The 23684-nt window shown below is 63.2% G+C and carries 18 protein-coding genes; 11 read left to right on the top strand and 7 right to left on the bottom strand.

Features of this window, described 5'->3' with window-relative positions:
• Nucleotides 1-416: 416 nt before the first annotated feature.
• The gene (gene hutC / locus NFG58_RS15265; protein WP_348826885.1) at nt 417-1124 is read right to left on the bottom strand and encodes a histidine utilization repressor; all 708 of its coding nucleotides are present in this window, start codon (nt 1122-1124) and stop codon (nt 417-419) included.
• A gap of 192 nt (nt 1125-1316) precedes the next feature.
• Between hutC and NFG58_RS15270 the strand changes: the two genes are divergently transcribed.
• Nucleotides 1317-2330 (top strand): zinc-binding alcohol dehydrogenase family protein, encoded by a 1014-nt coding sequence (locus NFG58_RS15270; RefSeq protein ID WP_348826886.1) that lies wholly within the window; start codon nt 1317-1319, stop codon nt 2328-2330.
• Between the two features lie 145 nt (nt 2331-2475).
• Here NFG58_RS15270 and nspC read toward each other — a convergent pair whose 3' ends face one another.
• Both nspC and NFG58_RS15280 read right to left on the bottom strand, forming a co-directional pair.
• Nucleotides 2476-3651 carry a carboxynorspermidine decarboxylase gene (gene nspC / locus NFG58_RS15275; RefSeq protein ID WP_348826887.1) on the bottom strand — a complete coding sequence of 392 codons (1176 nt, stop codon included), beginning with the start codon at nt 3649-3651 and terminating at the stop codon, nt 2476-2478.
• Between the two features lie 3 nt (nt 3652-3654).
• On the bottom strand, nt 3655-4875 hold the full coding sequence (locus NFG58_RS15280; protein WP_045992530.1) for a saccharopine dehydrogenase family protein: 1221 nt from the start codon (nt 4873-4875) through the stop codon (nt 3655-3657).
• Nucleotides 4876-5545: 670 nt separating this feature from the next.
• Here NFG58_RS15280 and NFG58_RS15285 point away from each other — a divergent pair.
• The 8 genes from NFG58_RS15285 to NFG58_RS15320 all read left to right on the top strand — a co-directional run bounded on the left by NFG58_RS15285 (nt 5546) and on the right by NFG58_RS15320 (nt 12746).
• On the top strand, nt 5546-6544 hold the full coding sequence (locus tag NFG58_RS15285) for a TRAP transporter substrate-binding protein (RefSeq protein ID WP_108133688.1): 999 nt from the start codon (nt 5546-5548) through the stop codon (nt 6542-6544).
• A 62-nt stretch (nt 6545-6606) separates the two neighbouring features.
• A complete protein-coding gene (locus NFG58_RS15290) occupies nt 6607-7119 on the top strand; it encodes a TRAP transporter small permease (protein WP_348826888.1) in 513 nt (170 codons plus the stop codon).
• A gap of 2 nt (nt 7120-7121) precedes the next feature.
• Nucleotides 7122-8390 (top strand): TRAP transporter large permease, encoded by a 1269-nt coding sequence (locus NFG58_RS15295; protein WP_045992526.1) that lies wholly within the window; start codon nt 7122-7124, stop codon nt 8388-8390.
• A gap of 20 nt (nt 8391-8410) precedes the next feature.
• Nucleotides 8411-9184: an SDR family oxidoreductase gene (locus NFG58_RS15300; protein ID WP_108448356.1), complete on the top strand. Its 774-nt coding sequence runs from the start codon at nt 8411-8413 to the stop codon at nt 9182-9184.
• A 16-nt stretch (nt 9185-9200) separates the two neighbouring features.
• On the top strand, nt 9201-10136 hold the full coding sequence (locus tag NFG58_RS15305; RefSeq protein WP_348826889.1) for a 3-hydroxyacyl-CoA dehydrogenase: 936 nt from the start codon (nt 9201-9203) through the stop codon (nt 10134-10136).
• Nucleotides 10137-10210: 74 nt separating this feature from the next.
• Entirely contained in the window at nt 10211-11143 is a 933-nt protein-coding gene (locus tag NFG58_RS15310) for a 3-keto-5-aminohexanoate cleavage protein (RefSeq protein ID WP_348826890.1), read from the top strand.
• 11 nt (nt 11144-11154) lie between these two features.
• A complete protein-coding gene (locus tag NFG58_RS15315) occupies nt 11155-11682 on the top strand; it encodes a gamma carbonic anhydrase family protein (RefSeq protein WP_108133685.1) in 528 nt (175 codons plus the stop codon).
• Nucleotides 11683-11720: 38 nt separating this feature from the next.
• Complete coding sequence (locus NFG58_RS15320; protein ID WP_045992521.1) at nt 11721-12746, top strand: LacI family DNA-binding transcriptional regulator; 1026 nt, start codon at nt 11721-11723, stop codon at nt 12744-12746.
• Nucleotides 12747-12813: 67 nt separating this feature from the next.
• Here the strand turns inward: NFG58_RS15320 and NFG58_RS15325 are convergent, their stop codons facing one another.
• Together NFG58_RS15325 and NFG58_RS15330 are read right to left on the bottom strand one after the other, a co-directional pair.
• Nucleotides 12814-15150 carry a type I secretion C-terminal target domain-containing protein gene (locus NFG58_RS15325; RefSeq protein ID WP_348826891.1) on the bottom strand — a complete coding sequence of 779 codons (2337 nt, stop codon included), beginning with the start codon at nt 15148-15150 and terminating at the stop codon, nt 12814-12816.
• A gap of 626 nt (nt 15151-15776) precedes the next feature.
• On the bottom strand, nt 15777-18557 hold the full coding sequence (locus NFG58_RS15330; RefSeq protein ID WP_348826892.1) for a cadherin-like domain-containing protein: 2781 nt from the start codon (nt 18555-18557) through the stop codon (nt 15777-15779).
• 1299 nt (nt 18558-19856) lie between these two features.
• On the opposite strand from NFG58_RS15330, the gene NFG58_RS15335 reads away from it, so the two are divergent.
• Together NFG58_RS15335 and NFG58_RS15340 are read left to right on the top strand one after the other, a co-directional pair.
• On the top strand, nt 19857-20066 hold the full coding sequence (locus tag NFG58_RS15335; RefSeq protein WP_348826893.1) for a hypothetical protein: 210 nt from the start codon (nt 19857-19859) through the stop codon (nt 20064-20066).
• A gap of 25 nt (nt 20067-20091) precedes the next feature.
• Nucleotides 20092-21453 (top strand): arylsulfatase, encoded by a 1362-nt coding sequence (locus tag NFG58_RS15340; RefSeq protein ID WP_348828142.1) that lies wholly within the window; start codon nt 20092-20094, stop codon nt 21451-21453.
• Between the two features lie 113 nt (nt 21454-21566).
• On the opposite strand, the gene NFG58_RS15345 is transcribed toward NFG58_RS15340, so the two are convergent.
• A complete protein-coding gene (locus tag NFG58_RS15345; protein ID WP_261392059.1) occupies nt 21567-22460 on the bottom strand; it encodes a DMT family transporter in 894 nt (297 codons plus the stop codon).
• A 172-nt stretch (nt 22461-22632) separates the two neighbouring features.
• Complete coding sequence (locus NFG58_RS15350; RefSeq protein ID WP_348826894.1) at nt 22633-23670, bottom strand: Ldh family oxidoreductase; 1038 nt, start codon at nt 23668-23670, stop codon at nt 22633-22635.
• Nucleotides 23671-23684: the final 14 nt, after the last annotated feature.

Here is a 23684-nt window from a genome sequence, read left to right on the forward strand (position 1 = left end):
ACGCTCAACATGTATATACATTTTTATCGCTAAATTCGGAGGCTTTCCACCCAGGCAATTCTTCTGACAATGCAGAATTAACTATAAATATCTGCTTTTTAAAGATTTATAGAAATTTGAGTAAAAATACCAACGACCAAAGTCTAAGAAAAACCGACGGCACGAGGCGCTTATAGCACATATTGGTATATACATCTAAAGGCGTCGAAGGCCCACACCGGCGATACGAGACCCGCCACAGGAAGCCCGGCAGGCGTGAAGGGAGAGGAAAGTCCGGAAGACCCGGCGCGCTCGATCGCACCGGCGAGAACTGGCTAGAGAGAGGTAAAAAGCGCAGGCACTGGATGACGCAGACAGCGGAAAGGCTTGCCGAAGGTAGCCGCCCGCGCGGGAGCGGCAAGGCTCGAAGGAAGACGTCAGGTGTTGCGGGAGGCGTTCAGCTTGTAGCGCTTGCCGGGATGCAGAAGCTGGGTGTAGCTGATCAACAACTCCCCTGACCAGGTGCGACGAACCACCAGCAGGCAGGCATCGCGGGAAGACATCTCCAGCAGCGCCGCTTCCTCGTCACTTGGCAGCATCGCCTCGACGCTGTTCTCGACATCGGTGACCGGATAGCGCGCCACCAGGATGGCGTTGGGCGTCTGGCGCTCGAAGTCCTGCTGCAGGTAGTCCGGCGCCAGCTTCGGGTTGACGTGGCGCCGCTCGAGCTGGATCGCCACGCCATTTTCCCGGTGGACGATCTCGGAGTAGAACACCCGGGTCCCGGTCTTCACCCCCAGAAAGACGGCGACCTCTTCGGATGCCGCCACCTCTTTCAAGGCGATGATCTGGCTTGAGTGCTCACCGCCCCGCAGGCGGATCTCGTCGGCGATATTGCGGATGTCGAACAGCGACGATTCGGACTTGCGCTGACTGACGAAGGTACCGGACCCCACCCGGCGCACCAGCAAGCCCTTCTGTACCAGATCGCGTATGGCCTTGTTGGCGGTCATGCGGCTGACCCCAAACTGGGTGGCGAGTGCGTTCTCGGCAGGGATTCGATCACCGGCGACGTAGGCCCCGCTCTCGATCTCGGACAGCAGGTATTCCTTTATTCTTGCGTAGCTGGGCCGCGAGCTTGCCATGTAACGTCCTGTGGGCAATGGGAAACGACAAGTGTAGCCATGTCTCTGACGCCAAGGAAAGCGAAAACCTGTTGCCTCCTGATCGGGCCATTGTCCGGCATTTCCGAATAGTGTGTTTGGCGGCCGCCGGTGTTTCACGACTCCATAGCACGCTAAGGTGTTGCCATTGATGAACACCTTACGGGAGATCCCATGAAAGCTATCGGTTACCACGCCCCCGGCCCCATCGACCGCGCCGACGCCCTGGTCGACCTGACCCTCGACACGCCACAGGCCAGCGGCTTTGACCTGCTGGTCAAGGTCGAGGCGATTTCGGTCAACCCGGTGGACGTCAAGATTCGCCAGGCCCGCGCCCCCGAAGAAGGTCAGCCTGCTGTGATTGGCTGGGACGCGGTCGGCGAGGTGGTCGCGGTCGGTGACCAGGCCTCACGCTTCGCCGTGGGCGACCAGGTCTGGTACGCCGGCGATATCTCCCGCCCGGGCACCAACAGCGAGTACCATCTGGTCGACGAGCGCATCGTCGGGCATGCGCCTCGCTCCATCCCCACCGCCCAGGCAGCGGCACTGCCGCTCACCACCCTGACCGCCTTCGAGATGCTGTTCGATCGCCTGCGGGTGCTTGATCCGGTCCCCGGTGCCGCCCGTGCAGTGCTGGTGATCGGCGGTGCCGGCGGCGTGGGTTCCATCACCATCCAGCTGTTGCGCGCCTTGACCGACCTGCAGATCATCGCCACCGCCTCGCGCCCGGAGACCCAGGCCTGGGTGAAGGAACTCGGCGCTCACCACGTGATCGACCACAGCCAGCCGCTGCCCGAACAGGTCGAGGCGCTGGGCCTGGGTGCGCCAGCCTTCGTCTTCTCGACCAACTATTCGGAGCACTATGCCCCCCAGGTGGCCGAGTTGATCGCCCCCCAGGGCCGCTTCGGGCTGATCGATGACCCAGAGACGCTGAACATCACGCCGTTCAAGCCCAAGGCGGTGTCGATCCACTGGGAGCTGATGTTTACCCGCGCGCTCTTCACCACCGACGACATCGCCCGCCAGGGCGAGATCCTCGACAAGGTGGCGGGGCTGATCGACACGGGTCGGATTCGCTCCACCGCCACCGACAGCTACGGCACCATCAACGCCGACAACCTCAAGCGCGCCCATGCGCTGATCGAGAGCGGCAAGGCCAAGGGCAAGATCGTGCTCGAAGGTTTTTAAGGCGCAGACGAAAAGACGCCCGCCCCGCTCGGCAGTGCCGAACGGGGCGGGCGGCTTGCGTATCGAAGACGGTCCGATCGAATCGATACCACGATCCGCGTCAGTCGAGCGCCAGAACCTCGGACTCGAACCTTCCACCCTGCGGTCAGGACAGGCGTTCGCGGAAGTCCTGATAGCCGAACTCGCGGATCACCCTGAGCTCACCGGTCTCGGAGTTCCACACCGCAATGGCCGGCAGGCGCGTGCCATTGAAGGTGGTGGTCTTGACCATGGTGTAGTGGGACATGTCCTTGAAGATCAGCTTCTGACCGATCTCAAGCGGCTCGGGGAAGCTGTAGTCGCCGATCACGTCCCCGGCCAGACAGGTCAGCCCGCCCAGTCGATAGGTGTGCGGGTACTCGCCTGGCTCCCCCGCCCCCAGCAGACCAGGGCGGTAGGGCATCTCCAGCACGTCCGGCATATGGCAGGTGGCCGAGGTGTCGAGGATCGCCTGGTTCAGCGCATTGAAGCTCGTGTCCAGCACCGTGGTCACCAGAACCCCGGAACCGATGGCAACCGCCTCGCCGGGCTCCAGATAGACCTGCACCTGGTGACGCTCGGCGAAGTCACGCACGCAGCGGATCAGATCGTCACGCTGGTAGTCGGGACGGGTGATATGGTGGCCACCGCCGAAGTTGACCCACTGCATGCGCCCGAGCAGATGGCCGAAGCGCTCTTCCACCGCCGCCAGGGTACGCTCGAGCGGCGGGAAGTCATGCTCGCACAGGGTATGGAAGTGCAGGCCGCTGATGCCGTCGAGGCTCTGCTCGTCGAGCTCGGACAACGGGATACCGAGCCGCGACCCCGGTGCACAGGGATCATAGATCGGCACATCGCCCTCGGAGTGCTCCGGATTGATGCGCAGCCCGAAGCGCAGCCCCGGACGACGCGCCAGCGCCTCGCGCACCAGCGGCTGGGCCCGCCGCCACTGAGCCGAGCTGTTGAACACCACATGGTCGGCGATCTTGAGGATCTCGGCCAGATCGGCGTCGCTGTAGGCGGCACCGAAGACGTGGACCTCGCCACCATAGTGCTCACGCCCGAGCTGCGCCTCGTGCAGGCCGCTGGCGCAGGTGCCGCTCAAGTAGCGCGACACCATCGGCGCGAAGTGCCACATGCTGAAGGCCTTGAGCGCCGACAGCACCTTGGCACCGCTGGCCTCGGCGACCTCGGCGAGGATCGCCAGGTTGCGCTCCACCGCCACCTCGTCGACGACGTAGCAGGGTGACGGCCGCGCCTCGGCGTCCAGCCGCGTGATATCCGTGAACTGAAGGATCTCCACGCCTTAGAGGTCCTCGCCCTTCTGCACGTCCAGACGGAACGACGGATCCAGCTCGATGACCTTCCACGGCAGACCGTACTCGTTCATGTCGGCCATGAACGGATCGGGATCGCACTGCTCCATGTTCCACACGCCCGGACGCTTCCAGTGGCCCTCGAGGATCATCTTGGCGCCGATCATCGCCGGCACGCCGGTGGTGTAGGAGATCGCCTGGGACTTCACCTCGGCGTAGCAGTCCTGGTGGTCGCAGATGTTGTACAGGTACATGACCTTTTCCTGGCCATCCTTCTTGCCGCGCACCACGGTGCCGATGCAGGTCTTGCCCTTGGTGCGCGGGCCCAGAGTGGAGGGGTCGGGCAGCAGGCTGGCCAGGAACTGGATCGGCACGATCTGCTGGCCGTTGTACTCCACCGGCTCGATGCCGGTCATGCCGACATTCTTCAGCACCTCCAGATGCTTGAGGTAGCTGTCGCCGAAGCTCATCCAGAACTGGGCACGCTTGAGGCTCGGGAAGTGCTTGGACAGCGACTCCAGCTCCTCGTGGTAGAGACGGTAGATGTTGTAGTCACCGACCTCTTCGGGGCAGCTGAAACGCGCCATCTTGGACATCGGCGGCGTGGTAACGAACTCGCCATCTTCATAGTGGCGGCAGTCCGCGCTGACCTCCCGGATGTTGATCTCCGGATTGAAGTTGGTGGCGAAGGGGTAGCCATGATCGCCGCCGTTGACGTCGATGATGTCCAGCTCCTCGATCTCGTCGAAGTAGTGCTTGGCGAGATAGGCGGTGAACATGTTGGTGGCGCCCGGATCGAAGCCGCTGCCGAGCAGCGCGGTCAGGCCGGCCTGCTTGAAGCGATCCTGGTAGGCCCACTGCCACTTGTACTCGAACTTGGCGGTATCCAGCGGCTCGTAGTTGGCGGTGTCGAGGTAGTGCACGCCGGCGGCCAGGCAGGCATCCATGATGCTCAGGTCCTGGTAGGGCAGCGCCACGTTGATGACCAGCTCCGGCTTCTCGGCTTCGAGCAGGGCAGTCAGCTCGGCGACGTTGTCGGCGTCGACCTGGGCTGTGCGAATCGGGCGCGGCAACTGCTCGGCGATGGCCTTGCACTTGGACTCGGTGCGACTCGCCAACAGGATATCGGTAAACACCGATTCAAGCTGCGCACACTTGTGAGCGACGACACTGCCCACACCGCCGGCACCGATGATGATCACTTTTGACATAACAATACGCTCCCGCCTGAGTACAACGACCCGTCAAGATGGATAGGCCCGGTCGAGGTGAGCCGAATCGCGACCCACGAGGCTCGTCCACCCGACGAGCCCCCTACCCTACTACCGGACGGCGCATGCTAACCAGATTTGCCGTTTCACGCCACGGCTTTTCGCCCCTTGCTTGTGCGTCGCCGAGGTGGACGTCAAGGCGTGCCACCGACCTGGCGACAGTGTAGTCAATCACCACCAGATGACAGCTTGATGTGACGCTGTCGAGCGCCTGGTGCGAGCCCATGAACGAGCCGCCCTCACCTCGCGCCAGCTCACTCCACCTCACGCCAGCCCACTCCAGCTCACTCCACCTCACGTCAGCTCATTCCAGCTCACTCCACTTCAGGTCACCTGACGTCACTTGCCCCAGCCTCCACCCGACGCTACAGAGCGCGCACGCTACCCATCAGTCCACAAAAAAAGACTACGTAGTCACTAAATTAAACTAAAGTATATTTAATTACTATTCAGCAACTTACTTCACATACATGGATCATGGAATTTTCTATTGTTGAATACGTATGTCGTTTGGATTTACAAGTGTGCACTCCGCAGCGCCACCACCTCGAGCGCCGCCGATTGCCCCTCGCTGCCGGCCAGGGGCTCACAACGACAACAGGAGAGCTCCATGCGCCACTTTCACCCCCTCCCCTTCAGCCTGACCGCCCTGACCGCCGCTGTCGGTCTTGGCCTGTCCGCGACCGCCCTGGCCCAGCAGGAACGCACCATCGACGTCAGCCTGCCGCTGGGACCCGAGTCACAGCAGGGCATCGGTATCCTCAAGTTCGGTGAGGAACTTGAGCGCCTGTCGGATGGCCGTCTGACCATCGAACCTCACTACGACAACGCCTTGGGCGCCGAGCGTGAGGTCATCGAGGGCATGGGGCTTGGCATCATCGACGCCGGCATCGCCTCCACCGGCCCCATGGGCGGTTTTGTCGACGAGTTCCTGCTGTTCGACCTGCCCTACATCTTCGAGGACCACGAGCACGCCTACGGCTTCCTCGACAGCGAACACGGCGAACAGCTCGCTCAACTCGCCGAAGAGCAGATGAACGTCAAGTTCCTGGCCTGGATGGAAAACGGCTTCCGCCACAACACCAACTCGGTACGCCCGCTCGAGCACCCGAGCGATCTCGACGGCATCAATCACCGCACCCAGGAAAGCCGCGTTCAGGTGGACACCTGGGAAGCGCTGGGCGCCAACGCCACGCCGATGGCCTGGACCGAGGTCTACACCGCGCTGCAGCAGGGGGTCATGGACAGCCAGGAAAACCCGCTGGCCACCATCTACGACGTCAACTTCTACGAGGTCCAGGACTACCTGAACATCACCCAGCACGTCTATTCGCCGGCGCCGCTGATGATGAGCCTGAACCTGTTCAACTCGTTCAGCGAAGAAGATCAGCAGATCATCCTCGAAGCCGCGCAGATCGCACTGCCGGTGCAGCGTGAAGCCAGCCAGGAACTGGAGCAGCGCTACAAGGGTGAACTGGCGGAACTCGGCATGACCGTGACCGAGCCGGACCTGGGTCCCTTCCGTGAGGCCGTCCGTCCGGTCATCGACAAGTGGGCGCCGACCGTGGGCGAGGACCTGGTCGACGCCGCGATCAACTTCGACCACTAAGCAACAAGGCGCCCACCGAGCCCATGGCAAGGCGGGCGCCGTCTCTTCCTGCGAGGCATCCCATGCAATCCTTCCTGCAATTCGTCAACGTCGGGATCGGGCACTTCAACCGCTTGATCGGCTGGGGCCTGGCGCTGCTGCTGCTGGTCATGACCGTACTGATCTTCTGGCAAGTCTTCGCCCGATTCGTGGTCGGCAGTCCCTTGTTCTTCTCCGACGAGATCGCGCGCTTTTCGATGCTCTGGCTGACCTTTATCGGTGCCGGCTACGCCTACCGCAAGGGCACCCTGATTTCGGTCGACATCGTGCTGGAGTATTGCGGCGAACGCGTGGGCCGCCTGATGCGCATCCTGGTTGTGCTGTGCTCGGCGGTGTTCGCCTACGTCATGATCAAGTACGGCTTCGAGCTGGTCGGCCGGGTCTCCAGCCAGACCGCCCCCAGCACCCGTATTTCGATGATGTGGCCTTACCTCGCCATCCCGGCAGGCGGCATCGTGATCATGGTCAATAGCCTCGGCCTGCTGATCGACGAAGCCCTGGGCCAACCGGTCCACCACCATCAGGAGGTGAACTGACCATGGCACTGTTACTGTTCGTCCTGCTGATTTCACTGTTCATTCTTGGCGTCCCCATCGCCTTCTCGCTGGGCTTGGCCTCGGCCATTACCGTCTGGCATGGCGACCTGATGCCGATGCTGATCGTCGCCCAGCAGATGCTGGCCTCGGTCAATTCCTTTCCGTTGATGGCGATCCCGTTCTTCATCCTGGCGGGCTACCTGATGCAGGGTGGCGGCATCTCCAAGCGCCTGGTCGACTTTTCCAACACCCTGGTGGGCAGCATGACCGGCGGCCTGGCCATGGTGGCCATCGTCACGTCGCTGTTCTTCGCGGCGATCTCCGGCTCCGGCGCCGCCACCACCGCCGCGATCGGTGCCATCCTGATTCCGGCCATGCTGTCCAAGGGCTATCCCGGTGGCTACGCCGCCGCCAACCAGGCCGCCTCCGGCGCCCTCGGCGTGATCATCCCGCCCAGCATCCCGCTGATTCTCTACGGCATCGCCGCCAACGTCTCGGTTGGCGACATGTTCATCGCCGGTATTCTGCCGGGCATCCTGGTGACCCTGACCCTGCTGGTGTTTGCCTACTTCTTTGCCCGTGCCAATGGACTTGGCGGCGGAGAAAAAAGCTCGCTCGGCGACGTCTTTCGCGCCGGTAAAAAGGCGATTCTGGCCATCCTGATGCCGGTGATCATCCTCGGTGGCATCTATGGGGGTGTCTTTACGCCCACCGAAGCCGCCGTCATCGCGGTCGCCTACTCCTTCGTCATCGGCACCCTGATCTACCGCGAGATCAAGTTCGCGAGCCTGGTCGGCATCCTCAAGCAATCCGCCGTGACCACCGCGGTGGTGCTCAGCATCATCGGCGCCGCCGGGCTCTATGGGCGCATCCTGCAAAGCCTGCGGGTCCCCGACATGATCTCGGACTTCGTGATCTCGGCCATCGACAGCCCGCTTCTGTTCATCCTGCTGGCGAACCTGTTGCTGCTTCTGGCCGGCATGTTCATCGAGGCCGCCGCCGCCATCCTGATCTTCGTGCCGATCCTGCTGCCGATCGCGGTGAGCTACGGCTTCGACCCGATCCACTTCGGCATCATCATGGTGGTCAACCTGGCCATGGGCATGTTCACCCCGCCGGTCGGGCTCAACCTCTTCGTCGCCTCCCAGATCACCAACATCGGCATTGCTCGTCTGACCTGGGCGGTCATGCCCTTTGTCGCGATCGTGCTCGCCAACCTTCTGATCATCAGCCTGCTGCCGGTGTTGTCCACCTGGCTGCCGTCGCTGTGACCCCACACAAGGAGAACACCATGAACGTCGTTGAAAGCCTCACCCCGCGCCAGGGACTGCGCGTGCTGGTCACCGCCGGCGCCTCCGGCATCGGCCTGGCCATCGCCGAGGCCTTCGTCCAGGCCGGCGCCAGGGTCCACGTCTGCGACATCGACAGCGAGGCCCTGGCCGCCCTGCCAGACGGCATCACCCATACCCGTTGCGACGTCAGCCGCGAGGACGAGGTCGCCCGCCTGTTCGATGACGCCCGCGCACTCGGCGGTCTCGATGTGGTGGTCAACAACGCCGGGATCGCCGGCCCCACCGCGGGCATCGACGAGATCGATCACGCAAGCTGGACCCAGACCATCGACATCAACCTGAACGGCCAGTACCGCGTCGCCCACCGCGCCGCGCCGCTGCTGCGCGAAAGCCAGGGACTGCTGGTCAACCTGGCCTCGGTGGCCGGACGGCTTGGCTTCGCCTACCGCACGCCCTACGCCGCGAGCAAGTGGGCGGTGGTCGGCCTGACCAAGAGCCTGGCCTGCGAGCTCGGCCCGGACGGCGTGCGGGTCAATGCCATCCTCCCGGGCATCGTGCGCGGGCCACGCATCGAGAAGGTGATCGAGGACCGTGCCGCCAAGCGCGGCATCAGCTACGCCGAGATGGAAACGGAGAACCTGTCGAAGATCTCCATGCGTCGCATGGTCGAGCCCACCGATATCGCCGCCATGGCACTGTTCCTGGCGGCGCCGGGGGGCACCAACATCAGCGGCCAGGCACTCAGCGTCTGCGCCAACGTCGAATCCCTGTGACCACGGAAGCCTCCTTATGACCAGACCCGTAGGTATTCTCGGCGCCGGCCTGATCGGCCGCGCCTGGGCCATCGTGTTCGCCCGAGCCGGCATCGACGTGCGCCTGCATGACGCCGCAGACGAGGCGCTCGAACGGGCCCGCGACGCCATCGCCACCTCCCTCGACGACCTCCACCAGGCGGGGCTGATCGAGGACCCGGAGCGGGCGATGTCGCGTATCCGCTACGACAGCGACCTGGCATCGGCCATGGCCGGGGTCGGCTACGTGCAGGAGTGCGGGCCGGAAGATGTCGAGACCAAGCGGCGCATCTACAGCGACCTTGAAGCCGTGGTGGCCAAGGACACGGTGCTGGCTAGTTCGACCTCCGGTATCGCCGCTTCGCGCTTCACCGATCACCTCCATCACCCTGACCGTTGCCTGGTGGCCCATCCGGTCAATCCGCCCTACCTGATCCCGCTGGTGGAAGTGGTGCCGGCGCCGGCCACCGGGCAAGCCGCGGTGGCGTCCACCATGGCGCTGCTGGAGCAGGCCCGGCAGACACCGATCCTGGTCAACAAGGAAGTCCCTGGCTTCGTGCTCAATCGCCTGCAAGGCGCCCTGCTCAACGAGGCGCTGAGACTGTTCGCAGACGGGGTGTGCTCCGCCGAGGATCTGGACAAGACGGTCAAGCACGGGCTGGGCCTGCGCTGGTCGTTCATGGGGCCCTTCGAGACCATCGACCTCAATGCGCCCGACGGCGTGGTCGACTATGGCAACCGCTATGGGCCGCTGTATCGCGACGTCGACCGCGAGCGCGGTGACGACGATCCCTGGCAAACCACGACCCTGGCGGCACTCGACCAGCAGCGCCGTCAACAATTGCCGGCCCAGCGCCTAGGCGAGCGACAGGCCTGGCGCGACCGACGCCTGATGGCGCTGATCGCCCACCAGCAGTCGCTGACAAACGATTGACCCGGGCCAACGACGGACCCAGACCAGCCACTGTCCCACCTTACCCGCCTATCCATCATTCAAGGACCCGACCCATGGCAAAGCAACGCAAGGTCATCATCACCTGCGCGGTCACCGGCGCGATCCACACCCCGTCCATGTCGCCGCACCTGCCGGTCACCCCGGAAGAGATCGCCGAGGCAGGCATCGCCGCCGCCGAGGCCGGCGCCTCGATTCTGCACCTGCATGCGCGTGATCCCGACAACGGCAAGCCGACCCAGGACCCGGCCATGTTCGAGCGCTTCCTGCCCCGCATCAAGGACGCCTGCGACGCGGTCATCAACCTCACCACCGGTGGCAGTCCGCACATGAAGGTGGAGGAGCGCATGCGCCCGGCCATGGAGTTCAAGCCCGAGCTTGCCTCCATGAACATGGGCTCGATCAACTTCGGGCTGTTCCCGATGCTCGACCGCTACGCGTCGCTTGAGCACCAGTGGGAGCGTGAGCACCTGGAGAACAGTCGCGACCTGGTGTTCAAGAACACCTTCGCCGACATCGAGAAGGCGATGACCCTGGGCGCCGAGAACGGTACCCGTTTCGAGTGCGAGTGCTACGACATCGGACACCTCTATTCCCTGCGCAACCTGCTCGACCGCGGCGTCATCGGCGGCCGCGTGTTCGTCCAGAGCGTGTTCGGCATCCTCGGTGGCATCGGTCCTCACCCAGAGGACGTGATCCACATGCGGCGCACCGCGGACCGGCTGTTCGGCGACGCCTACGAGTGGTCGGTGCTGGGCGCCGGCAGCAGCCAGATGCGCATCGCCGCCCAGGCCGCCGCCATGGGGGGACACGTGCGGGTCGGGCTCGAGGATTCGCTGTGGCTGGGCCCGGGCAAGCTGGCCGAGACCAACGCAAGCCAGGTCGCCAAGGTGCGCGAGATCCTCGAGGGTCTGTCGTTTGAGGTGGCGACACCGGACGAAGCGCGTCAGATGCTGGGACTCAAGGGCGCCGACCAGGTCGGCTTCTAGGGAGACGGGCAATGACCCTGTATCGACTCGGGGGCAAGGCCCCCGATATCGCCGCCAGCGCGCTGGTGTTCGACGAGGCCACGCTGATCGGCGACGTACGCCTGGGTGAGCGCGTCAGCGTGTGGCCCGGGGCCGTGCTTCGTGGCGACAATGCGCCTATCGTGGTGGGAGACGACAGCAACCTGCAGGACGGCTGTGTGGTTCACTCGGACCCCGGCTATCCGGTTACCATGGGACGCCAGGTCACGGTCGGTCACCTGGCCATGCTGCACGGCTGCCGCATCGGCGATGACGTGCTGGTGGGAATGAATGCCACGGTACTCAACGGTGCCGACATCGGTGATCGATGTATCATCGGCGCCGGCGCGCTCGTCACCTCGGGCAAGCGCTTTCCCCCTGGCTCGTTGATCGTCGGCAGTCCAGCCAAGGTGGTCAGAGAACTGACCGAGGACGAGATACAGTCGGTGCGCGACAATGCCAGCGTCTACACCGACAAGATCGCCGCCTATGCGTCTCTGGAGCCTGTCGAGCCGGCGTGATCGCCGGCCATTTCTGCCACCCGACACGACATGACTCGATGAAAAAGAAATCCGTCACCTCACACGATGTCGCCCGTCTTGCCGGGGTCTCGCAGTCTGCCGTCAGCCGGACCTTTTCGCCGGATGCCAAGGTGTCGGACAAGACCCGCAAGAAGGTCATGGAAGCGGCGCGGCAACTGGGCTATCGGCCCAACACCATCGCCCGCTCTCTGATCACGCGATCGAGTCGCACCATCGCGGTGGTCGTCTACAGCCTCGAGAATCCCTTCTACAGCTATATGCTGGAAAAGGCGTCCCGCTTCTTCAAGCAGCAGGGTTACCACCTGCTGCTATTCTCGGCGTCCAGCAGCGACGGCTTCGATGACGTGCTCGACGACATCCTGAGAAGCCAGGTCGAAGGCATCCTGATGCTGGCGATTACCCTCAATGACGACCAGGCGGCTCTGGTCTGCGACTACGGCATTCCGGTGGTGATCATCAACCGTACGGTCGACTACGCGGGCATCAGCCAGGTCGCCTGTGACAACTTCCAGGGCGGCTACTGGGCGGGCCGCCACCTGGTCTCGCTGGGCCATCGCCGCATCGCCTACCTGTCAGGCCTGGTCGACTCCTCCACCGACATCCAGCGTCGCGCTGGCTTTGTCGAGGGCCTGGCCTCCATGGGGGCAGCCCTTCACGACAGCGGCATCGGCCACTATCAATACACCAGCGCCTGCCAGGCCACCCGTCTGCTGTTCGCCAGCACCACCCCGCCCGACGCCCTGTTTGCCGCCAACGACCTGATGGCCATCGCCGCCATGGAAGTCATCCAGAGCGAGTTCTGCCTCAAGGTGCCCGAGGACGTCTCGGTCATCGGTTTCGACGACGTGCCCATGGCCGCCTGGCCGAGCCACTCGCTGACGACCCTGCAGCAGCCGGTACAGACCATGATCATGCGTGCCACCGAATTGCTGCTGGCCCAGATCGACCAGCCGGACACCCCACCACAGCAGATCACCCTGCCGGTCACGCCGATGCTGCGCGGCAGCGTCAGGCGCCCTTCAGGCGACGTCAACGACACCTAGTGAAGCGACGACCCTCTCGCCATCCGCCGACGCATGCGTGAGCATGCGCCGGCGGATGGGCCAGCGCCTATTCCACCTCGAGCTGTCCATGGTCGATCAATCGATCGAGGAAGGCGTCGCTGGATGCTCCGCCCATGCGCACGCCGGCCAGGACGATAAACTGATCGGCGCCGGCGCCGTGTGCGCCGATACCACCATCGGACTTGACCGCGATGACGGTATCGTCCCCCTCCTGACTGGCGTGCAGGAAGTCCGACACCTGGTGGTCACGGGCGTCATCGAGCAGATCAGACAGATCGAGCCGGTCTGCCTCGGGGTTGCGGGCGGTGTTGCCCAGGGTGAAGTCCTTGATCTCGTCTTCTGCAGGCCTGCGCACACTGCCCGCATCCCCCGCCTCGTAGCCAAAGGTGTCGGCGCCAAAGCCGCCCCACATCACGTCGCCACCGCGACCGCCGATCAGCACGTCGTCACCACCACCGCCGATCAGCACATCGCGCCCCCCTTGCCCAAGCAGGGTGTCGTTGCCGCCATCGACACGGTCTGTATCCATCAGCTCCCGGTAGTGGTCCTGGATATAGGCAATGATCTCTGCGTCGCTCGCCTCGGCGCCATTGCCATGGTGAACCGACCACTTGAGGTACTCGGTCAGCCCTTCGTAGCCGAGGCCGTCGTGGCTGCCGGCGGCAAAGCTCTCGTTGGTATCGCCGTCTCTCCAGCGGAGGTGGTCGGAGTTGACGGTGTCGCCAAACAGAATATCGGCCTTCACCCCGCCGGCAAGCACATCGTCACCGAGCACCTCGAGCGGTGCGTCGGGGCCACCCTGCGCCAGCGCGGCGTTCAGTACCTCCTGGGTGTTGACGATGACCGACTCACCGGCGGGTGACGTCCACTCGGTGCCGTCCTGCAGGGTGATGGTGCGAGCCCCCTGGGTCTCGGTATTGTCGAAGATGTCCAGATAGTCCTTGCGCAGCAGACCCGCAGGATCCGGCTCCCCCGCGACCTCTTCACCGATGCCGAAGGTATGCACCTCGGACAGCCGACCGAGTTGAAGGAACTGTTGATACGCCTTGTGGACAGGGGTAAAGGCCCCCGCCACATCGCTCTCCACGATGTGTCCACCCTCCCGGTAGGCGGTTGGGAGACCATCGGTCAGGAACAGGGTCAGCGACCCGTCACCTTCATCTTCCTTTGCGACATGGTATTTTCTGGCGGCGGAGAGGGCTGCCTGATAGTTGGTGGAGCCCTGGGCCGCCGCACCGTTGACGTAAGCGATAAGGCCAGCCACGTTATGTTCGTTCAGACCATCGACCGCTCTGGGTGAATGCGCCTTGTCGTCAAAACGCACCACTTGTACGTCCACATTTCCGTCGTGACCCGCCAGACGTGTGAGCAACAGATTGACGTTCTGCTGCAATAGCTGGAGCCGAGTCAGACCATCGGTGCCGGACGGCTGGCGCATGCTGCCGGACTCGTCGATCAGGATCGAGATATTGTAGTCGACACCTGACGCAATCAATCCCTGCTTGCCGCCCAGGTCGCCGATCAGGACGTCATCACCCGGGCCGGTCGACCCATGATTGTCCCCATTGTCACCGACATAGAGTTCACCATCTTCCCGGCCCGCCATCACATCGACCGTCAGTGACGCCGAGGTGATATCACCGTCGCCATCGGTGCCGTTGTAGTCGATCACTGCGTCACCGGCGAAGCCCTGGTGCGGGACGAAGGTCAGGGTGCTGTCGGGGTTGATGGTGACGCTGCCGACGCCAGCACCACCCTGAACGCTGGCCCTGATGACATCGCCCGGGCCATCGGCACCATGCTCATCGTTGGCCAGCACATCCACACGCACCGGCGTGCCGCTGGCGGTAGTGGCACTGTCGTCATGGGCGATTCCGCTGTCGTCATCGATGATGATCTGCACAGCTCCGTCAGCGCTGTCGCCGTCCCCATCCGTGACGGTGTAGCCCACCGCGAACTTGATATCGTCTTCAAACGTACCGCTGCGGTGGTCCAGCGGACCTTCGACAAACAACTTGTAATAGGCCGTTTCAGGGCCATGCAGTATCCAGATAACGCGGTCACCGTTGTCGTCGAAACCTTCCAGCGAACGACCGTTACCACTGAGCTGCCAATTGATCGGGACGCCGCCGGAAGTTAGTGACGGCAGCCCGGCGGTGTGCCAGGTGAAGGAGCTCACGCCGTCGTTGCCGACGTCATAGTTCAAACGAGCGGCGGTAAAGCTCTGGGAAGTCAAGGCGTCGCCTACGCCACCTCGAATGCCGCCGGGCAGGCCCTCTTCGTCAACCACCGACCTGATCAGACCGGCGGTCGGGGTATGGTCGTGTGGACTGTCGATCGAGGTGTAGGTGCTCACATTGTCTGTTTCGGAATCGGTGTTCATGACAGTCTCCTGTCCTTGGGTGGGTCGAAATTCGCGTATGACTCCTTGAAGCTAGGCGGTCGATACCGACCTCGACACTGGACTGGTGGCCACCACTTTTCGCCCCATTACTCCTCGATATCTGGCACCAAACGCGACTTTCATAAAAAACCGACACTTGCGAATCAGCAAAAAACCACTTCGCACCAAAAGCCACACGAAAGAAAATTCACGAAATTCGTTACCAACTGAAAAATAAACCTTTTTGTTTTTCCAGCGATTTTAAAACATGAGATTCCGGCATCGAAAAACTCGAAACAACACAGTTCCGTAGGTCGGATCAACGCCGGCGCTGCCCTGGCTTATAAAAGCCAACAGTCCACCTTGTCGGTCACCGCTACCTTTTGGAATATTGATCGATCAACATTGATCACACGACAGAAAAAACATCCATCAATCATCAAGACGTCGAGGCAGCGTTTCAGCCGGTTTATCGACACAAAAAGACGCGAAGAATATCGCGATAGCCGACAAGACATCACCCAGCCAAAGGCCGGGTGATCGAAGGGAATCTTCGCTGGAGTGATCCACCGCTGACTCCACTCTCTACTCCACTCTCTACTCCACTCTCTACTCCACTCCACTGCCTACTCCACCAGCAGCGCAGCCTCCTGGCCGATGCGCTCCAGCGTGGTGTCGCCGGCACCGGCGCCGTTCAGGGCCAGTGCTTGTTCACTATCTGCGCCGCTGTCCATGCCGCCACCACTGCCTCCACCACTGCCCCCTGCCGACGCGGGGCCTACGCTGTCGGTCTGGTCCTGTTCCGGAGGCAGCCAGACCGATACCTCCTCGTCGCTCTCGTCATCAAGCAATTCCGACAGCGCCAGCCGGTCCGTCTGGGCGTTGTCCAAAGCGTTGCCGAGGACGTCGTCCTGAGCCTCGGCTTCGAGGACACTCACGGAGCCAAAGTCGTAGGGCAGCGATCCCGACTGGATGCTGGACTCACCGGGGGCGTCATCACCGCCATCGGTGATACCGTCCGCCAGACCGTCCTCAGCGACGACAACCGGGGTGAGACTCGAGTTGGCCCTGGCGTAGTCACCGGTATCGACATTGCTCTCCACTGTGATGGAAACATCGTCCACATCGATGGAGCCGTCACCGTCGATGACGTTCAGGTAGACGGTGGCGATTCCCGTAAAGTCGGGATGGGCCGTGAAGAAAAATCCTGCGCTGGTGGTGCTGACGCTGCCGACCGCGTCACCCCCCTGAACCTCGACGCTGAAGTCGAGGCCATAGTCGGCACCGGACCTGGAGAAGCGCAGTACATTGCCGAAAAATACCTTGGAGCCACTCTCGATGGTTGCTTCCATGCTGGCCACGGCGAAGGGGCTATCATCGTTTACCCGTACCTGTATCTTGCTTGCGGCACTGTCACCGTCGCCATCGGTGATCCGGTAACCAATATCGAAGTCGATGTTGCTTTCCACATAGGCATCGTCATGGTCCATCGACTGCTCCAACCACACCTGATAGTCCCCGCTGAGGACATCGGTGAGTTCAAACCGTATTACCGTACGCCCATCGGCAGCGCCCCTGAGCACAAGACCGTCGTCGCTGAGCTGCCAATCGATCGAAGATCCCCGACTCGTCAGCGTCGGCAGGTCCTCGGTCAGCCAGGTAAAACTGCCAGGCCCGTCATCGCCGAAGTCATAGCCCAGTTGACCATTGTAAGAAGTGCCAGCGGGGTCAGGAATATCGCCAGGACCACCACCTATACCGTCAACCAGACCGTCCTCGTCGAGGAGAACCCAGGGCGGCGTGGAGGGGGTGGTGGGGATACCATTCCCCTGCGGGTCCCTGACGGTGACGGTAAGCCGCCCCTCACTGGTGTCGCCGTCGCCATCGCTGGCGCTGTAGTCGATCAGGGCGCTACCGGTGAAGCCGTCGCCAGGCACGAAGGTCAGGGTATCGTCGCCATTGACGCTGACGCTGCCGACGCTCGCCCCTCCCTGGACGCTGGCCGCGACCACCCCGCCACTCCCGTCGGCACCGAAGGCGTCATTGGCCAGCACGTCCACGGTCACCGGTGTCTTGGTGCCGGTGGTGGCGCTGCCGTCGCTGACCTGCGGGCTGTCGTCGTCCACGGTGATACGCAGCACGCCTGAGGCGCTGTCGCCGTCTCGGTCGGTGACGGTATAGCCCACGCTGAAGTTGAGATCGTCCTCGATGCCGGCGTAGGTGTGATCCAGCGGCTGTGCCACCGCCACCTTGTAGCTGCCGCTCGCCACATCCGTAAGCTGCACCGAAATCACCCGATCGCCGTTGCCGTCGAACCCCACCAGCGAGCGACCATTGCCATTGAGTCTCCAGCTCACCGGGTCGCCGCCGCTGGTCAGCGCCGGCAGGCCATCGGTGTGCCAAGTGAAGCCGCCCAGACCGTCATCGCCAGCGTCGTAACCCAAGACGCCGGTCTCCACGGTCTGCTCGGTGAGCGCATCCCTGACACCGCCGTGGATGCCGCCGGCCAGGCCATCCTCGTCGACCACGGCCTTGGCCGGACCGGTGGCCGGGTCACCATCGGTTTCAGGGGTGGTCGGGACATCGTTGCGCTGCCCCTCGACCGTGACAGTAAGCTGGCCGTCACTGGCGTCGCCATCACGATCCTGCATGGTGTAGTCGATCAGGGCGCTACCGGTGAAGCCGTCCCCCGGCACGAAGGTCAGAGTATCGTCGCCATTAACGTTGACACTGCCGACGCTCGCCCCGCCCTGGACGCTGGCCGCGACCACCCCGCCACTCCCGTCGGCGCCAAAGGCGTCATTGTCCAGCACATCCAGCGTCACCGAAGTGCCAATGGTGGTGGTGGCGATGTCGTCGTTGGCCCGGCCACTGTCGTCATCCACGGTGACGCGCAATACACCGTCGGCGCTGTCGCCATCAGCGTCGCTGATGGTATAGCCCACGCTGAAGTTGAGATCGTCCTCGATGCCGGCGTAGGTGTGATCCAGCGGCTGTGCCACCGCCACCTTGTAGCTGCCGCTCGCCACATCCGTAAGCTGCACCGAAATCACCCGATCGCCGTTGCCGTCGAACCCCACCAGCGAGCGACCATTGCCATTGAGTCTCCAGCTCACCGGGTCGCCGCCGCTGGTCAGCGCCGGCAGGCCATCGGTGTGCCAAGTGAAGCCGCCCAGACCGTCATCGCCAGCGTCGTAACCCAAGACGCCGGTCTCCACGGTCTGCTCGGTGAGCGCATCCCTGACACCGCCGTGGATGCCGCCGGCCAGGCCATCCTCGTCGACCACGGCCTTGTCGGGACCGGTGGCGGGATCATCGTCGGTCTCGGGAGTGATGGGGGCATCCACGCCGCGGGTATTCATCAGCGCAGTGGCGCTGGCATTGGCTCTTTCGGTGTCGGTATTCATGGGAGCGTCCTCGCCACCGGTTGGTGGCGGCAAACAACGAAAACAAGGCAACAAGCTCGGTTTTATTCCTGCGTCTGCCCTAAACCTAGGCACTGATTTTCGCTCTCGACACTGGACTGACGAACATCATTATCACTCGAAGCCTCCTTGTTTTCCGACATCAAAAATTTCTTTTTTATAAAACAGATAATTGCGCGTCAGAAAACGCCTCATCCACCAATTCACACTTTGTGATAAAAAATTCACAAATTTTTAAATGATTGATAATTCGACACTTTACTGTATAAATAAATACCAAGGTCGCTGCCATCAAGCGACTAAACAATCGATTAAGCACAATTTTGCATGCTTATTCCACGCCTCGGGCAATGATGACTGCGAACAATCACACAAAACACTCTAGATTTTACGTCACGATTTTCTTCCCTTGTCAGTTCGACAACTGAAAAAACAAAAACCACACTTCCATCTTTCCATAAGCGAGTACACGCCGGCCTTTACGCACGTCGCTATAACGCCATAACAAAAAATTATCACCTTTTGATAAAAACCCCGATTGGCCGAATTCAAGTGCTGATGTTGTGGGTCGAGATCACCGCCCGAAGAACAGCCGATAGTTGCTGCGCTTGCAGGATGCAGTGCACGGCCCTGTCGCTGGGAGGGGGCTGGGAGAGAGGGCTGGGAGCGCTCGTAGCGATGCGAGATAGCCGAGGCGTCTCGTACTCGAGGGAGGCTCGTCGCTATGCAAAAAACATCACCCGGCCAAGGGCCGGGTGATCGAAGGGGACTTTCGCTGGAGTGATCCACCACTTGCTCCACGGCCTATTCGACCGCTTGCTCCACTCTCTACTCCACTGCCTACTCCACCAGCAGCGCGGCCTCCTGGCCGATGCGCTCCAGGGTGGTGTCGCCGGCACCGGCGACGCTCAGGGCCAGCGCTTGTTCGCTGTCTGCGCCGCTGTCACTGCCACCACAGCGCCATTGGGATGATCAGCCCAGCAGCCTTCGAAGCTCGAATGATCGCATAGACCGGTGTCCACTTTTGTTGGGCAAGATCAGGAAGCACCCGCCTGGCGATGGAGCCCAGGCCGTTATGCCTTTCGGGGGATGGCGCCCTCCCACCTCACTCGCCACACTGCGACCACGCCCGAGCAACACGCCAATGCTGCACATCCTGGCACCACCCGACGGATACCGGGAAGACATCAGGCGCCAGACAGCGTCCTGCTTCAGTGATCACATGTCTCCCCTGGCACCGCGGCTCTTTTCTTTCCCTGGGCCCGACACATGGAGTGGAAAATGAGGACTTCCATCGCTGCGACAATGCTGACCGTGGCCCTGTCGGCAGGCCTGTTGGCGGCCAAGGCCCCCATCGCCATGGCCAGCACGCTGTCCCGGGCGGTGGCGGAAAACGACCATCGCCAACCGGCCATTCCCCACCCCCCAGCAGCAGGCTGCGGCCGCCCAGGCACTGGCGGACTTCGAGGCCCGCGCGGGCCAGAAGCCTAATATCCTGCTGTTTATCGTCGATGACCTGGGCTACGGTGACCCCGGCGCCTTCGGTGGTGGCGAGGCCGTCGGCGCCCCCACCCCGCATATGGACCGGCTGGCCGATGAAGGCCTGATGCTGACGTCGACCTATTCGCAGTACACCTGCACGCCCACACGTGCGGCCATCTTTACCGGCCGTCTGCCGGTACGCACCGGACTGATCCGCCCGATCCTTGCCGGCGACAGCGTCAGCGTGAATCCATGGGAAGGCGAGACGTCCATTGCCAGGCTGCTGTCGAACCAGGGCTACTACAGTCTGCTGGTGGGCAAGTGGCATATCGGGGAAGAAGAAGGCATGCGCCCCCACGATGTGGGCTTCGATGAGTTCTACGGCTACTATCGCGCGCAGAAGGAGTACACCCAGCGCTTCGATGAGCGTCGCTATCCCGACCTGGTACTGGATGACGACAAGCTTGAGCGCTACGACCGGATCAAGGCCGATGACAACCTGATCCACGGCCTCGCCGACGGCACCACCGAGGTGGTCAGCCAGGTCAGCTCCATCGAGGACATGGCCGAGGGTGACGCCCGACTCAGGGACTACACCGTCGACAGCATCCAGCGGCTGTCGCAGCAGGACGCGCCCTTTTTCATCACCCACGCCTTCATGAAGGTGCACGCCGACAACTGGCCATCGGAGGCGTTTCGCGGCGCCAGTCCATCGAAGTATCCCTACAAGGACGCCGTCGTCGAGGTCGACAGCTATATCGGTGACATCGTTCAGGCGCTGGAAGACAGCGGCGAGCTGGAGAACACCTTCATCTTCGTCACCTCGGACAATGGGCCCCAGATGGATAGCTGGCCGGACAGCGGCTACACCCCCTTCCGTGGCGCCAAGGGCACCACCTGGGAAGGCGGCGTGCGGGTCCCGGGCATCGCCTACTGGAAGGGCATGATCCCGCCCGGCCAGCGCTCCGACGGCCTGTTCGATCTGATGGACCTGTTCAATACCTTCGCCACCCTGGGCGGCGCCGAAGACGGCATCCCTCAGGACCGCTACATCGACGGCATCGACCAGACGTCCTTCCTGCTTACCGAGAACGGTCAGTCCCACCGCGAGCAGGTCTACATGTGGCTGGGCAACCAGTTCACCGCCCTGCGCATGCGTGAGTACAAGATGCATACCGCCGTGGTGCGCGCCGACGATGGCCTGCGCTGGATCGACATGGCGACGGTGGAAAGGACCGCCCTGGCCCCTTGGCTGTTCAATCTCTACATCGACCCCAAGGAACAGATGACCGTCGGCCACCGACGCAACGCCTGGCAAGCGTCCATGGTGGCCGAAGCCGGCGCCCATCGCGCCACCTTCGAGAAATTCCCGGCCAAGAACATCGGACTGGAGTAGCCCGGGCGCCGGGCTCAAGGCCCGCAGCCCCCCTCGCAGGAATCGTCTCTGCCAGGTCGGCAGACGGTGACGACCGTGGCGCCGACGACGTCTGTGCTATCGAGGCGACTTGCCTACTCTGAGGCTGTCGCCGCACGGTGCTTGAGCAGGCTGATACCGGTCACCGCGCCGAGAATCAGCAGCATGCCCCCGACCTGAGGCAGGGTCAGGCTCTCGTCCAGCACGAACAGCCCGAACAAGGTCGCGGTGACCGGTTCGACCATGGCGACGATGGAGGCCATGGTCGGCAGCGTATAGCGCACGCCGACAACGTAGCAGAAGAACGACAGCGCGCCGCCCAGCACACCGACCAGCAGAAACAACGAAACGTCAGCGGACGCCGGCACCGAGGCCAGTGTCGAGAAATCCGCCAGCGGCAGGATCAACAGGGCGGCGGTGGCCAGCGCCATCGGCAGCGCCGCCGTGGCCGAGCCATGCAATGCCGCAAAGCGAAAGCCGAAGATGAAGAAGGCGTAACCGACGCCTGCCAGCAAACCGGCGGCGATGCCGAACGGCGTCACCACCCCGGCATCGGCGCGATAGATGCCGGTCAACAGCACGATACCGCCCATCACCACCGCCATGGCCAGCCACTGCACCAGTGACGGACGCTCGGCCCCGGTGAGGAAGGACACCACGAACACGAAGATCGGCGCGCTGTACATCAGGGTCGCCGCCACCGCCACGCTGCTCTCACTGATGCTGATGAAGTAAAAGGTGAAGTTGGCGGCGATACCGCACCCGGCGAGCATTGCCCACATCACCATCCGGCGGTTGACCGTCGGTCGCCCGCGCCGCCACCAGGACAGCGCCAGCCATACGAGCATCACACCCACTCCCACCAGCGCCCGCCAGAAGGACACCGCCTCAGGCGTCCAGTCGCGCTGCAACAGCAGGCTGCCGAAACCGCCGGCGAGCCCCCACTGCAGCGATGCCAGCATCACCAATAACGTCCCTGTCATTGCCATGACATGCCCTCGCTTCGAACAAATGAGCTCTCGGTCGGGCGTCGCTGCCCAACCGTACCCCAGCGTAGGAAATGATCACGGCGCGTCCTAGAGGCGCGGCAATGACTTCGTGTAAGCCTCATGTACCTTCGGTCGGGTGGCGACACCTTCGGCTAAGGCGCCCCGTGTCACCTCACTCCAGCAGCGCCTCGATATCATCGAGCAGCGCCTGGGGCACCCAGGCGCCACGGGATTCACTCAGCGCCCGCTCACGGTAACGACGCTGGGCCGGCAAGCGTGCGCCCTGGCCCAAAAGATCGTCGAACAACCGCTCGGCCCTGGCCATGTGCGCCTCGCTGGCGGCGCCTGCGGTGCGCGCCGGGTCGATGGCAATGATCAGTTCGCCGTGGTACGGAAGCCCTGCGCGACCGGCGTCGTGCTCGCTGGACTCGACGCTCAGCAGGTCGCCGATCATCGGGCCGGCGATCAGCTCGACCATCAGCGCCAGTGCCGATCCCTTGTGCTGACCAAACGGCAGCATGGCGCCGTGATCCAGTACTTCTTCGGGATCGGTGCAGGGCGCCCCGTCGCGATCGATCCCCCAGCCCTCGGGGATCGGCTTGCCCTCACGGCGATGCAACTCGATGTCGCCCCGGGCGATGGCGCTGGTGGCAAAATCAAACACCAGCGGCTCGCGCCCTGGCCTGGGCCAGCCAAAGGCCAGCGGGTTGGTGCCCAGAAGCGGGCGACTGCCGCCGTGGGGCGCCATATAGGCCTGGGTGGGGTTACAGGCGATCGCCACCAGGCCCTGTTCCGTCAGCCGCTCGAGCTCGACCCACAGGGCGGTGGAATGCACGCAGTGATTGATCGCCATCAGCGCGACCCCCGCGTCGCGGGCCTTGTCCACCAGCAGCGGCAGCCCCAGCTCGAAGGCCAGCGGCGAAAAGCCCCCGCCGGCATCGACCCGCACCACTCCGGCGGCCACGTCTTCTACCTCCGGGACGGCGTCGGCGACCACCGCGCCCTGGCGCAGCGTCTGGACGATCCCCAGCAGACGGTAAAGCCCGTGGGAGTGACTGGCGTCCATCTGCGCCGCCACCAGGGTCTCGCCGAGGGCCCTGGCCTGCTCGGCACTGAAGCCCTGGTGCTCCAGCACGCGGCGACTGAGCGACATCAGCGCCTCGCGGGTCAGGTAGGCCCCGTTGTCGACGGTGGTGTCGGTGTCCTTCATGGGGGCGTCTCCTT

The sequence above is a fragment of the Halomonas sp. RT37 genome (assembly GCF_040070525.1).
GTDB classification, from domain to species: Bacteria; Pseudomonadota; Gammaproteobacteria; order Pseudomonadales; family Halomonadaceae; genus Halomonas; species Halomonas litopenaei.